Source organism: Oscillibacter ruminantium GH1, from assembly GCF_000307265.1.
Lineage (GTDB): Bacteria > Bacillota > Clostridia > Oscillospirales > Oscillospiraceae > Oscillibacter > Oscillibacter ruminantium.
Window position 1 is genome coordinate 227419 of record NZ_DF158898.1, and the last position, 12747, is coordinate 240165.

The 12747-nt window shown below is 57.0% G+C and carries 12 protein-coding genes; all 12 read left to right on the top strand.

Going from position 1 to position 12747, the window contains the following annotated elements; all coding sequences use genetic code 11:
- The first annotated feature begins 27 nt into the window (after nucleotides 1-27).
- The 12 genes from tig to ON16_RS08850 all read left to right on the top strand — a co-directional run bounded on the left by tig (nucleotide 28) and on the right by ON16_RS08850 (nucleotide 12737).
- On the top strand, nucleotides 28-1485 hold the full coding sequence (gene tig, locus ON16_RS08795) for a trigger factor (RefSeq protein WP_040661313.1): 1458 nt from the start codon (nucleotides 28-30) through the stop codon (nucleotides 1483-1485).
- Nucleotides 1486-1628: 143 nt separating this feature from the next.
- Complete coding sequence (locus ON16_RS08800) at nucleotides 1629-2210, top strand: ATP-dependent Clp protease proteolytic subunit (protein WP_040661314.1); 582 nt, start codon at nucleotides 1629-1631, stop codon at nucleotides 2208-2210.
- Nucleotides 2211-2257: 47 nt separating this feature from the next.
- Entirely contained in the window at nucleotides 2258-3577 is a 1320-nt protein-coding gene (clpX, locus tag ON16_RS08805; RefSeq protein ID WP_040661315.1) for an ATP-dependent Clp protease ATP-binding subunit ClpX, read from the top strand.
- A gap of 76 nt (nucleotides 3578-3653) precedes the next feature.
- Nucleotides 3654-6092 (top strand): endopeptidase La, encoded by a 2439-nt coding sequence (gene lon, locus ON16_RS08810; RefSeq protein WP_040661316.1) that lies wholly within the window; start codon nucleotides 3654-3656, stop codon nucleotides 6090-6092.
- 75 nt (nucleotides 6093-6167) lie between these two features.
- Nucleotides 6168-6758 (top strand): ribosome biogenesis GTP-binding protein YihA/YsxC, encoded by a 591-nt coding sequence (yihA, locus tag ON16_RS08815; protein WP_081579643.1) that lies wholly within the window; start codon nucleotides 6168-6170, stop codon nucleotides 6756-6758.
- Between the two features lie 173 nt (nucleotides 6759-6931).
- Entirely contained in the window at nucleotides 6932-7354 is a 423-nt protein-coding gene (locus tag ON16_RS08820; RefSeq protein ID WP_040661317.1) for a YjdF family protein, read from the top strand.
- Between the two features lie 100 nt (nucleotides 7355-7454).
- Nucleotides 7455-8171: a UMP kinase gene (gene pyrH, locus ON16_RS08825; protein ID WP_040661318.1), complete on the top strand. Its 717-nt coding sequence runs from the start codon at nucleotides 7455-7457 to the stop codon at nucleotides 8169-8171.
- A 5-nt stretch (nucleotides 8172-8176) separates the two neighbouring features.
- Complete coding sequence (gene frr, locus ON16_RS08830; RefSeq protein ID WP_040661319.1) at nucleotides 8177-8734, top strand: ribosome recycling factor; 558 nt, start codon at nucleotides 8177-8179, stop codon at nucleotides 8732-8734.
- A complete protein-coding gene (uppS, locus tag ON16_RS08835) occupies nucleotides 8734-9486 on the top strand; it encodes a polyprenyl diphosphate synthase (protein ID WP_040661320.1) in 753 nt (250 codons plus the stop codon). The genes frr and uppS overlap by 1 nt, the downstream gene beginning before the upstream one ends.
- Before the next feature lie 28 nt (nucleotides 9487-9514).
- The gene (locus ON16_RS15030) at nucleotides 9515-10366 is read left to right on the top strand and encodes a phosphatidate cytidylyltransferase (protein WP_051131647.1); all 852 of its coding nucleotides are present in this window, start codon (nucleotides 9515-9517) and stop codon (nucleotides 10364-10366) included.
- 12 nt (nucleotides 10367-10378) lie between these two features.
- Nucleotides 10379-11524: a 1-deoxy-D-xylulose-5-phosphate reductoisomerase gene (locus ON16_RS08845; protein WP_040661321.1), complete on the top strand. Its 1146-nt coding sequence runs from the start codon at nucleotides 10379-10381 to the stop codon at nucleotides 11522-11524.
- 142 nt (nucleotides 11525-11666) lie between these two features.
- Complete coding sequence (locus tag ON16_RS08850) at nucleotides 11667-12737, top strand: M50 family metallopeptidase (protein ID WP_040661322.1); 1071 nt, start codon at nucleotides 11667-11669, stop codon at nucleotides 12735-12737.
- Nucleotides 12738-12747 lie beyond the last annotated feature (10 nt).

Consider the following 12747-nt stretch of genomic DNA (forward strand, 5'->3'; position numbering starts at 1 on the left):
CCGGTCATGAACGGAGGAGTAAACAATATGAACGTAAAAAACTGCGAGAATCAGGAAAAAAGTACCGTCGCTCTGACCGTGGAGGTTAGTGGTGCGGAATTTGAAGCCGCCATCGTAAAGGCATATCAGAAGATGCGCAAAAAGATCAATGTGCCGGGCTTCCGTCCGGGCAAGGCTCCCCAGAAGATCATCGAGGGGATGTACGGCGCAGAGGTGTTTTACGAGGAAGCGGTCAATATCGCTATGCCCGACGCCTATGAGGCCGCCGTTGCGGAGAAGAAGCTGGAAGTCGTCGGCTATCCTCAGGTGGAGCTGGAAGGCGAACTGACCAAGGACGGCTTCACCTTTAAGGCAATCGTTCCCGTTTATCCCGAGGTCAAGCTGGGCGAATACAAGGGCCTGAAGGCCCCCAAGACCCCCGCAAAGGTTTCCGCCGCAGACGTGGATGACCGGCTGAAGGAAATGGCCGAGCGCAACACCCGTCTGGTGTCCGCTGACCGCGAGGCGAAGAACGGCGACGTGGCCGTCATCGACTTTGAGGGCTTTTTGGACGGTACGCCTTTTGACGGCGGCAAGGGCGAGAATCATAATCTGGAGCTGGGCACCGGCAGCTTTGTCCCCGGCTTTGAAGAGCAGGTGGTCGGCATGAAGGCCGGCGACGAGAAGGACGTTAACATCACCTTCCCGGCGGACTACACCCCGGAGCTTGCCGGCAAGGACGTGGTCTTCAAGGTGAAGCTCCACGAGGTCAAGGAGAAGGACGTTCCCGCCATGGACGACGAGTTCGCCAAGGACGTGTCTGAGTTTGACACGCTGAAGGAACTGAAGGCCGACATTAAGAAGAAGATCACCGAAGAGCGCGAGAACGCTGCGCAGCAGACCTTTGAGGACAATCTGATGCAGCAGGTGGCAGAGAATATCACTGCCGATGTGCCCGACGCCATGGTGGACGCACAGGCCCGCCGTTTCTTGGACAACTTCAAGAATCAGATTCAGCAGCAGGGCATCCCCTATGACCAGTATCTGAAGATGACCGGCATGGACGAGAGCAAGCTGCTGGAAGACGCCAAGGAGCCTGCTCTGCGTCAGGTTCGGCTGGATCTGGCTCTGGCTGCCATCATCAAGGAAGAGAAGATCGAGATCTCCGACGAGGATGTGGAGAACGAGTATAAGACCATGGCCGAGAAGTACAGCATCGAGCTGGAGAACGTGAAGAAGTATCTGCCCGCCGAGCAGATCAAGGATCAGCTCAGCACCCGCAAGGCGATTGATCTTGTGACGGAGAGCGCCACCGCCACTGCCCCCAAGGCAGAAGACGACGAGGAGAAGCCCGCCAAGAAGAGTGCTAAGAAGTCCGCTGAGGACGATGAAGAGAAGCCTGCTAAGAAGACCGCTGCCAAGAAGACCGCTAAGGCAGAGGACGGCGAGGAGAAGCCCGCTAAGAAGCCCGCCGCCAAGAAGACTGCCAAGAAAACGGAAGAATAATCTGGGAAGACGGTTACATTTTACAGATTCGACACATTCTCTCATGGTGCCTGTGGTATCATGGGAGAATGTTTCTAGGCGGACCTTCTCCGGCAATCAGGCCGAAAACTCCGCAAACCAGTATCTAAGTGGAGGTTTTACCAATGAGTTTAGTACCTTATGTAGTGGAACAGACCAATCGGGGCGAACGGTCCTATGACATTTTCTCCCGGTTACTGAATGACCGCATCGTCTTTTTGGGTGAGGAGGTCAACGCCACCACCGCCAGTCTTGTCGTGGCCCAGCTCTTGTATCTGGAGGCACAGGACCCCGACAAGGATATCCAGCTGTATATCAACAGCCCCGGCGGTTCCGTCACCGACGGCATGGCCATTTATGACACCATGCAGTATGTCAAGTGCGATGTGTCCACCGTGTGCGTGGGTATGTGCGCGTCTATGGGCGCGTTCCTTCTCAGCTCCGGCGCAAAGGGCAAGCGCATCGCCCTGCCCAATGCTGAGATCATGATCCACCAGCCCTCCGCCGGGACGCAGGGTCAGATTACCGATATGGCAATCCACCTGAAGCGGTTGGAGATCATTAAAAAGCGTATGAACCATATTCTTGCCGAAAACACCGGAAAGTCCATTGAAGAGGTTACTGCCGCCTGTGAGCGGGACAACTTTATGTCCGCCGAGGAGGCCAAGGACTTTGGCCTGATCGACAAGATTATCACCAATCATTGATCGTTCTTTTGAGAAAGACAACGGAAAGACAGAACTGAGGTAATAGCATGAATGACGACGCCAAGAGAACCCTTCGCTGTTCCTTCTGCGGCAAGCACGAGCAGCAGGTCCACCGGATGATCCAAGGGCCCGGCGTGCGCATCTGTGACGAGTGCGTCCAGTTGTGCATGAGCATTCTGAACGATGGGTTTGAGGACAACGGCCCCTCCGGTCTGGAGGAGATTCCGGATAAACTGCCCACGCCCCAAGAAATTAAGGGCGTTCTGGACCAGTATGTGATCGGGCAGGACGAGGCGAAGGTCGCCCTCTCTGTGGCGGTCTATAACCACTATAAGCGCATTTATTTCGGCGGCGACGAGGATGTGGAGCTGCAAAAGAGCAACATCCTTATGCTGGGACCCACCGGCTCCGGCAAGACGCTGTTTGCCCAGACGCTGGCCCGCATTCTGAAGGTCCCCTTTGCCATTGCCGACGCCACCACGCTGACTGAGGCCGGCTATGTGGGCGACGACGTGGAGAACATCCTTCTGCGGCTTTTGCAGGCGGCAGACTTCGACGTGGAGCGGGCCGAGCGGGGAATTATCTATGTGGATGAGATCGACAAGATTGCCCGCAAGAGTGAAAATGTCTCCATCACGCGGGATGTCTCCGGCGAGGGCGTGCAGCAGGCGCTGCTGAAGATTGTGGAGGGGACTGTGGCAAACGTTCCGCCGCAGGGCGGACGCAAGCATCCCCATCAGGAGTTCATTCAGGTGAACACGAAAAACATCCTGTTCATCTGCGGCGGTGCGTTCGACGGGCTGGATAAGATCATCGAGCAGCGTATGGATCAGAAGAGCATCGGGTTTGGCGCAAAGATCGAGGGCAAAAAGGACCGGGACATGAGCCGTATTCTCGCCAGCGTTCAGCCCCACGATATTTTGAAATACGGCCTGATTCCGGAGTTGGTTGGCCGTCTGCCGGTGATCGCCACGCTGAACGCTTTGAACCGGGCCGATCTGGTGCGTATCCTGACAGAACCGAAAAACGCGCTGGTCAAGCAGTATGAAAAGCTGCTGGGCTACGATGATGTGGAGCTGGTCTTTGAAAAAGAGGCTCTGGAAGCCATTGCCGACAAGGCCATTGAGCGCAATATCGGCGCCCGGGGACTCCGAGCAGTGATGGAGTCCATGCTGACGCAGATCATGTACGACGTACCCTCCGACCCTACCATCGAAAAGGTGAACATCACCAAGGGCTGCGTGGAGGGAACGGAAAAGCCCGCGCTGACCTATGACAAGCGGCGCGTGAATCACTCGGTGAAGCTGAACAACGGCAAAACCGAAAAGCCGGAGCTGTCCGGTAGTACGCCGGCCTCCGCGTCCTGAGCAGATGCAAGCCTGACATAAAAGGGGGGACGTAAATTGCGTCCCCCCTTTTTCAGTAAAAGAAAGGAACCCGACCATGGAGCTGACAACTTGGAATATTCCCGTTCTGGCCCTGCGGGGCTTGACGGTTTTCCCACATATGAATCTGACCTTCGACGTGGAGCGGCCGATTTCCATTGCTGCTCTGAGCCGGGCCATGGAGACGGATCAGGAAATTTTTCTGGTAACACAAAAGGAACTGGGAACGGCTGTGCCGGGCGAAAAGGACCTGTATCGCGTGGGCACCGTGTCCCATATCTCTCAGGTTCTCCGCGTATCCGAAGGGAGCGTCCGCGTGATGGTAGAGGGTGGCCGCAGGGCGCGGATGAAGCGTCTGTGGCAGTCCGAGCCGTTTTTGCAGGCGAATGTTGAGGCGCTGCCGGAGCAAAAGGACTCTGAGGCGTTTTTGAACAGCGCCCGGACGGAGGCCCTTTTGCGGCAGACAACCGTGCTGTTTGAGGAATATGCCGAGCGGGCGCCCAGCGTGCCGGACGAGGTGAAAGCACAGGTACTGGACTGCCGCGACCCCGGATATTTGGCGGATTTTCTGGCCCAGAACGTCCAGCTGCGGGCGGAGGAACGGCAGAGCATTTTGGAGGAACCCTCCTCCTATATCCGCCTGCGGAAACTGAATGAATTTCTGGCACGGGAAAACGATGTGCTGGCCTTTGAAGGGGAGATGGAGGACAAAGTCCGCTCCCAGCTGGCCCGGTCCCAGAGAGAGCAGATCCTGCGCGCCCAGATTCGGGTGATGCAGGGGGAGCTGGGCGAGAGCGATGACGGAGACGATGAGCTGGAGGAGTACCGCATGCGGATTCTTCAGTTGGAATTGTCGGAGGACACGGAAACCCACCTGATGAAAGAGGTGGATAAGCTGGCGAAGCAGCCCTATTCCAGCGCTGAGAGTGCGGTGATCCGCAACTATCTGGACGTGTGCTTGGAGATGCCGTGGAACACCGTTACAAAGGAGCGGCTGAACGTGGAGGCCGCCCGAAAAATTCTGGATAGAGATCATTTTGGTCTGGACAAGGTGAAGCAGCGCATCGTGGAGACGATCGCCGTCCGGCAGATGAACCCTGGCGGGAAGGGCCAGATTCTGTGTCTGGTTGGTCCTCCCGGCGTGGGCAAGACCTCCATCGCCATCTCTGTCGCCAAGGCGCTGAACCGAAAACTGGCTCGATTGTCTCTGGGCGGTGTTCGGGACGAGGCGGATATCCGGGGTCACCGGAAAACCTACATAGGCTCCATGCCCGGCCGCATCATTGAAGCGATCAGCCGTAGCAAATCTATGAACCCCTTGCTGCTGCTGGACGAAATCGACAAGCTGGGCAGTGATTACCGGGGCGATCCGGCCTCGGCTCTGCTGGAGGTGCTGGATAGCGAGCAGAACGGCTCCTTCCGGGACCATTTTATGGAGATACCTGTGGATTTGAGCAAGGTGATGTTTATCACCACTGCCAACACCACCGATACCATCCCCCGGCCTCTGCTGGACCGGATGGAGGTCATTGAACTTGGCAGCTATACTGACGAGGAAAAACTGCAAATTGCCAAAAATCATCTGCTGCCCAAGCAGCTCAAGGAGCATGGTTTGAAAAAGTCTCAGCTCCGGGTGGAGGACGACGCCCTCCGGGCTATGATCCGGGACTACACACGGGAATCCGGAGTCCGCGTTCTGGAGCGACGGGTTGCGGCACTGTGCCGCAAGGCGGATGTCCGCCTTCTGACAACGGATGTAAAGCGGATTACCGTGACAGAAAAAGACCTGCACGAGCTGCTGGATATGCTGCCCTATCCCCCTGCGCTCCACACGGACCGGGAGGAAATCGGCGTGGTCAACGGTCTTGCGTGGACAGAGGTTGGCGGTGAGATTCTGGAGGTCGAGGCCAACGTGATGGATGGGTCCGGAAAGCTGGAACTGACCGGAAACTTGGGCGACGTGATGAAGGAATCCGTGCAGGCGGCGCTGAGTTGTCTGCGCAGCCGGGTGGAGATTTATGACATTGACCCGGAGTTTCACAAGAACAAGGATATCCATGTCCACTTTCCAGAGGGCGCGGTCCCCAAGGATGGACCCTCCGCAGGTATCGCCATCGCAACCGCGCTGTGCTCTGCCCTCACCGGGCGGAAAATTCGGGCGGGACTGGCCATGACAGGGGAGATCACCCTGCGGGGCCGGGTGCTGCCTATCGGCGGACTGAAAGAAAAGACCATGGCGGCTTTGCGCAACGGTATCAAGACGGTGCTGATTCCGGCGGATAACGTGCGGGATTTGGAGCAGATCGACCAGACTGTTCGGGCTGCGCTGGAGTTTGTCCCCGTGAGCAACGTGGACGAGGTTCTGAGTCGGACGCTGTGTCCGGCCCCGGCCCGGATAAAGAGCCGCGTGGAAAAAAAGCCGGAGCCTCAGGAGCAGACGCCGGTGGCGGCATTCGCACCCGCTCGGGAAAACAGCGGAGACGCCCTGCGGCAGTGAGAGAGCGGAGCTTTGCCGCGCCCAAGTGAGCGCGGGGAAGATGCGATACAAAAAGAATGAGGAGGTGAGTGCCTAGTGAATTTTACAAAAGCGGAATTTATGCGCTCTGCGGCGGACCCAAAGGATTTCCTGCGGGACGGTCTGCCCCAGATGGCCTTCGCCGGCCGGTCCAACGTGGGCAAGTCCTCGGTCATCAACCGATTGGTGAGCCGAAAAAATCTGGCCTACGTGGGCGCGACGCCGGGAAAAACCACCCAGATCAACTATTTTAAGGTGGACGGCAAGGCGTGGCTGGTGGACTTACCGGGATACGGCTACGCAAAGGTGAGCCGCTCGGAAAAAGAGCGGTGGGGCCGACTGATGGAGCAGTATTTTCAGGACGAGAGCGATATTATCACGGTGGGTGTTCTGATTGTGGACGCCCGCCACAAGCCCACTGCAGACGATGTGACCATGCATAACTGGTTTCTGGAGAGCGGATGTCCCGAAATCGTGGTGGCTAACAAAATGGATAAGCTGAAGGCACGGGAAGTAGAGCCCAATCTGGCTCTTATCCGCCAGACTTTGGAGATGACGGACGATGAGCCGCTGGTACCCTTCTCCGCGGAAAAGGGCACGGGCCGGGAACAGCTGATTGCACTGTTGGAAGAGGTCTGCGGAAAATAAAGGCGATTGCAAGCAAACCGCGTAAAGATTGTGCGGTATTGCCCGAAAATTTCATATGCTGCAAGGATAAAAACACGTCCCGGTAGGTAGTCCGGGAGTACCTGTTTGGGTATCAGTAACCTGCCTCCTTTGGTTGTCCGTTCCTTGTTTCAAAGTCTAAAGGAGGAATGGATATGGCAGCGTCCATGTCAAGATTAACCGTGTATTTTGAGAACCCCTTTTGGGTCGGATTGTACGAGCGGCAAGAGAGTGGAAGTTACGAGGTGAGCCGCATTGTTTTCGGTGCGGAGCCGAAGGATTATGAGGTCTACGAGTTTTTGCTTTCAAACTTTGGCCGGTTGCGGTTCAGCCCTTCGATAGAGGCGGCGGAACTGGAGGAGCGGTGCATGAATCCCAAGCGGATGCAGCGAATGATCCAAAAGCAGACCCGTCAGGACAGCACCATTGGAACCAAGGCCCAGCAAGCGCTGAAGCTCCAGCAGGAACAGGGAAAACAGGCTCGAAAAACCCGGTCCCGTGAGCAGCGGGAGGCGGAAAAAGAGCGGCAGTTCGCACTCCGGGAGGAACAACGGAAAGAGAAGCACAGGGGGCGATAAGCCCCCTGCGCTTTTTCTTGAAAAAACTTTGATTTCCCCTTTCCAAAGGCCGTGAAATTTGGTAGAATAGCACCATATGAATACAATGGAGGTTTGCAAAATGGCAAAACCTGTCTACAAGCGTGTCCTGCTGAAGATCAGCGGGGAGGCGCTGGCCGGAGAGAAGCACACCGGCCTTGATTTCCAGATGATCGGCGAGGTCTGCGACATGATTAAGCAGTGCATCGCCATGGGCGTTCAGGTGGGCGTCGTGGTGGGCGGCGGCAATTTCTGGCGCGGCGTCAAGGACGGCGGCGGAAAAATGGAGCGTACCCGCGCGGATCACATGGGAATGCTTGCAACCGTTTTGAATTGTCTGGCGGTGGCTGATGTAATGGAACAGCGGGGCATGGAGGTCCGGGTGCAGACCGCTGTCGAAATGCGGTCTTTTGCAGAACCCTATATCCGTTCCAAAGCCATCCGGCATCTGGAAAAGGGCCGTGTGGTGATTTTTGGCTGCGGCACCGGCAACCCGTTTTTCTCCACCGATACCGCCGCTGTTTTGCGGGCGGCTGAGATCGGCGCAGATGTGATTTTGCTGGCCAAGAACGTGGACGGCGTATACTCCGCCGACCCGGCGAAAGACCCCTCTGCCGTGAAGTATGACTCGATTACCTATGATGATGTGCTGGCGCAGCACCTGATGGTGATGGACTCCACCGCCACGTCGCTGTCCATGGACAACCATATCCCGGTGCTGTTGTTTGCGCTGAAGGACCCTGAAAATATCATCCGCGCGGTATGCGGGGAAAAAATTGGAACGATTGTGAAGGAGTGACCACCATGCAAAAAGAGGAATACAAGATTTATGAGGACAAGATGAAAAAGAGCATCGAGTCCGTGGCCGCCGACTTTGCCGCCGTGCGGGCAGGCCGGGCCAACGCCGGCGTTCTGGATCGGATCACCGTGGATTACTACGGAACGCCTACCCCCATTCAGCAGATTGCCTCTATCGCCTCTCCCGACCCCAGGTCGCTGGTAATCCAGCCTTGGGATGCCACGGCAGTGAAGGCCATCGAAAAGGCGATTCAGAACTCCGATCTGGGCATCAATCCGCAAAACGACGGAAAGAGTCTGCGTCTCAGCTTTCCCCAGCTGACGGAAGAGCGCCGCAAGGAGCTGGTGAAGCAGATCCATAAATATGCGGAAAATGGTAAGATAGCCGTTCGCAACATCCGCCGGGATGCTATGGAAGCATTCAAGAAGGCGGAGAAAGCCACCGATATTACCGAGGACGATTTGAAGCAGGCGGAGAAGGATCTTCAGAAAATGACGGATGACAGCTGCAAGAAGCTGGAAGACATGCTGGCTTCCAAGGAAAAGGAATTGATGGCGGTCTGATGGCAAACGAATTTTCAGGCAAGCAGGCGGGGCAGGTGGACAAAAGCCGCCTGCCTCGCCACATTGCCATCATTATGGACGGCAATGGCCGCTGGGCGACGAGACGGGGCCTGCCCCGCACCGCCGGACACAAGGCCGGAGCGGAGACGTTTCGGAAGATTGCGACCTATTGCAAGGATTTGGGTATCCAGTACCTGACGGTGTACGCCTTTTCCACGGAGAACTGGAAGCGGTCGGAGACTGAGGTCGGCGCGATCATGACGCTTTTGAAAAAGTATCTGCTGGAGGCCATTGACTCCATGGAGCGGGACAGCATCCGACTGAAGTTTTTTGGCGACATGACGCCGATTTCTCCGGAACTTCGGGCTTTGGCCCACGAGACGGATGAGATTACCGAACATTTGGACCGGCGGGATTTTCAGGCCAACATCTGTCTAAACTATGGCGGACGGGACGAGATTCTGCGGGCGGTCCGCCGCTTTGCGGCCGACTGTGCCGCAGGAACGCGGAAGCCGGAGAAGCTGGACGACGTGGCTTTTTCCGGGTATCTGGACAGCGCAGGCATTCCGGACCCGGAGTTGATTATTCGGCCCAGCGGTGAGCTGAGGCTGAGTAATTTCCTGCTGTGGCAGTGCGCTTATTCAGAGTTCTATTTTACGGACGCTCTTTGGCCGGACTTTGACGAGGCGGAGATTGACCGGGCCATTGTGGCCTATCAGAATAGAGACCGCCGGTTTGGCGGCGTGAAGTGAAATAGCTTCACAGATAAGGATTGGTCGTATGTTCAAACGAGTGATGGTGGCCGTGGTCGGTATCCCGGCGCTAATTCTGATCTTGGGCTTTGCACCGGAGATGGCAACCATGTTGCTGGCAATGGCCCTATGCGGCGTGGGCGCATGGGAGCTGATGCGGGCCGTGGCAGGCGAGGGCGGCGAAAAGCTGGCGCGTCTGACGGTGCTGGTGGCGGCGGTCTTTCCCGCTGTCATGTACGAAGAGTTGGTTGTTGACAGGACGCAGCGGATGTATCTGGCGGTTTTGGCAGACCTTCCGCTGACAGCCGCACTGGCGCTGGCGCTTGTGCTGCTGGTGTTTTTAAGCGCGGTTCTGGACTATACCGACGACAAACGCATCACTTTTTCGGACGTGACCGCCGCGCTGTTTGCCGGAGGCATATTCCCGCTGATGATGTCCTGCCTGCTGTTGCTGCGGCTGGAGGATTACGGGCAGCTGTTGGTGTTCGTGCCGTTGGGGATTGCTTTCGGCAGCGACACCTTCGCCCTGTTCGGCGGGCTGCTCTGCGGCAAGCACAAACTGACACCCGTCAGCCCGAAAAAGACGGTGGAGGGGGCCGTGGGCGGTCTGCTTGGCGGCGTGATCGGTCTTGCACTGATAAAGCTGGTCGGCCTGTGGCTGCTGGGTTTGTCGTTTTTAACTTGGGGACAGGTGATTTTACTGGGTCTTGCGGGCAGTGCCGTCAGCCAGATCGGCGATCTGAGCTTTTCCGTGATTAAGCGGGAATTTGGCGTGAAGGATTACGGAAATCTCCTGCCGGGACACGGCGGCGTGCTGGACCGGTTTGACAGCGTGACCTTTGTTGCGCCGTTTGTTTGGCTTGCCCTCAGAATTTTGTAACAGGGTGACATGATGACAAAAACGATTTCACTTTTAGGTGCTACCGGCTCCATCGGGCGGCAGACGCTGGACGTGGCCGAGCAGCTGGGACTCTCCGTGGCGGCTTTGACTGCTCGGGGCGGGAACTTGGACTTACTGGAGCGGCAGACGCGGCAGTTTCTGCCGCGTCTTGTGGCATTGTACGATTTTGACGCCGCAGAGAAATTTGCCGGGCGGGTGCGGGACTTGAACGTCAAGGTTCTTTCCGGTCCGGAGGGACTTGTCGAGGCGGCGGCAATAGAAGAGGCGGACACAGTGGTTACCGCTGTGGTGGGCATGGTGGGCCTAACGCCCACACTGACTGCCATTGAGAAGGGAAAGCGCATCGCGCTGGCAAACAAGGAGACGCTGGTGTGCGCCGGGGAACTGGTCATGGATGCCGCGGATCGATACGGCGCAGAGATTGTTCCGGTGGATTCGGAGCACTCCGCCATCTTTCAGTGCTTACAGGGCAGTGCAGACCGCCGGGAGATCAAGCGTCTGCTGCTGACCTGCTCCGGCGGTCCGTTTTTTGGGAAGAAATTTGAGGAACTGGAAGGCATGACAAGGAAAGATGCCTTACGTCATCCCAACTGGAAAATGGGCCCGAAAATCACGGTGGACTGCGCCACTCTGATGAACAAGGGGCTGGAGGTCATCGAAGCCATGCGGCTTTACCGCCTGCCGCTTGAGCAGGTGGATGTGCTGATCCACCGGCAGAGCATCGTCCATTCTCTGGTGGAGTATCGGGATGGAGCGGTGCTGGCTCAGCTGGGAACGCCGGATATGCGGCTTCCCATTCGATATGCGTTTACGTATCCCCGGCGGGGGGAGAATCCGGCGGAGCCGCTGGACCTTTTGACCTGCCCACCGCTGACCTTTGCCGCGCCGGATCGGGAGGCATTCCCGTGCTTCGCGCTGGCAGAAGCCGCCGCGAAGGAAGGCGGAACCGCCTGCGCCATTTTGAATGGAGCCAACGAGGCGGCAGTGGGCCTGTTTTTACAGGAGAAGATCGGCTTTAACGACATCTCCCGGCTGGTAAAAAAGGCGCGGGAGTCTGTCCCGGTGGTATATCATCCGTCCCTTGCGGATATTCTGAAAGCAGACGCTGCCGCTCGGGGAGCCGTTCTCTCGGAATGAGCTGAATTTTTAGAGCAAGGTTCAGAAATAGTGACAGCAAGGCCGCGATGCAATCGCTTTGATACCAAAATGCCCACGGCGGAACGCTTGACGCGGCAATTGCTGTTGATATTTATGAATCCTGCTCTAGTTAGGAGCATTTATGACGATCGTCTATATTCTCGCGGCAATTCTCATGTTCGGCGTACTGATCGCCCTCCACGAGCTGGGTCATTTTCTGGCTGCGAAAGCCTGCGGTGTGCAGGTAAATGAGTTTTCCATCGGCATGGGCCCGGCCCTGTTCAGCAGGACGAAGGGGGAGACGCAATACTCCCTGCGGGTGTTCCCAATTGGCGGTTACTGTGCCATGGAGGGGGAGGACGAGACTTCGGACAATCCCCGCGCCATCAACCGACAGGGATACTGGAAGCAGCTGGTCATCTTCGTGGCCGGGTCCTTTTCCAATTTTTTGACGGGATTTGTGATTTTGCTGATTCTCTACTCCGGCGCGGGCGGGTTTTATGTCCCCACCGTCACCGGTACGGCCCCGGAGTTTACCGCCAACAACGGCGAGACGCTTCAGGCGGGCGATGTTCTCTGGGCCATCAACGGCGAGCGGGTGTATGTCAGCAGCGATGTGTCGCTGCTGATGAGCCTGAGCGGTCAGGAGGATAATCTGCAATTGACGGTGCTGCGGGACGGAGAAAAAGTGAACCTTGCCGGCATTCCTTATCAGGACTGCACGTCTCAGGACGGTAAGGTCTATCGGGGCTACGGGCTTTACTATATCAACGAGGTGGAGCCTGCCACGGTGTCCGGCAAGGTGAAAACCGCGTGGTACAACACCATTGACTTCGTGCGGACTGTGCGCATCAGCCTTCAGATGCTGGTGCGGGGCGACGCAGGGATCAAGGATCTCAGCGGCCCGGTAGGTATCGTCTCCACCATCACACAGGTGGGGCAGGAGTCGGAGAGCGCCCGGGACGCGCTGGAAAACATCCTGTACTTCACAGCGCTGATTGCCGTTAATTTGGCGGTGATGAATCTGCTGCCCCTTCCGGCACTGGACGGCGGGCGGGTGCTGTTTTTGACCTTGGACGCCATTACCATGGCATTGTTCAAAAAGCGCATTCCTGAAAAATACGAGTCCGCCGTTAATTTCGGAGGGCTGGTGGTTCTGCTTGGATTCATGCTGCTGGTGACCTTGCAGGATGTGACAAAGCTGTTCCAGTGAGGGAGGTTTA

Excerpts from the sequence above, each read along its gene's own strand:
- tig (WP_040661313.1), top strand. The coding sequence starts at position 28 with ATGAACGTAAAAAACTGCGAGAATCAGGAAAAAAGTACCGTCGCTCTG.
- ON16_RS08800 (WP_040661314.1), top strand. The coding sequence starts at position 1,629 with ATGAGTTTAGTACCTTATGTAGTGGAACAGACCAATCGGGGCGAACGG.
- clpX (WP_040661315.1), top strand. The coding sequence starts at position 2,258 with ATGAATGACGACGCCAAGAGAACCCTTCGCTGTTCCTTCTGCGGCAAG.
- lon (WP_040661316.1), top strand. The coding sequence starts at position 3,654 with ATGGAGCTGACAACTTGGAATATTCCCGTTCTGGCCCTGCGGGGCTTG.
- ON16_RS08820 (WP_040661317.1), top strand. The coding sequence starts at position 6,932 with ATGGCAGCGTCCATGTCAAGATTAACCGTGTATTTTGAGAACCCCTTT.
- pyrH (WP_040661318.1), top strand. The coding sequence starts at position 7,455 with ATGGCAAAACCTGTCTACAAGCGTGTCCTGCTGAAGATCAGCGGGGAG.
- frr (WP_040661319.1), top strand. The coding sequence starts at position 8,177 with ATGCAAAAAGAGGAATACAAGATTTATGAGGACAAGATGAAAAAGAGC.
- uppS (WP_040661320.1), top strand. The coding sequence starts at position 8,734 with ATGGCAAACGAATTTTCAGGCAAGCAGGCGGGGCAGGTGGACAAAAGC.
- ON16_RS15030 (WP_051131647.1), top strand. The coding sequence starts at position 9,515 with ATGTTCAAACGAGTGATGGTGGCCGTGGTCGGTATCCCGGCGCTAATT.
- ON16_RS08845 (WP_040661321.1), top strand. The coding sequence starts at position 10,379 with ATGACAAAAACGATTTCACTTTTAGGTGCTACCGGCTCCATCGGGCGG.
- ON16_RS08850 (WP_040661322.1), top strand. The coding sequence starts at position 11,667 with ATGACGATCGTCTATATTCTCGCGGCAATTCTCATGTTCGGCGTACTG.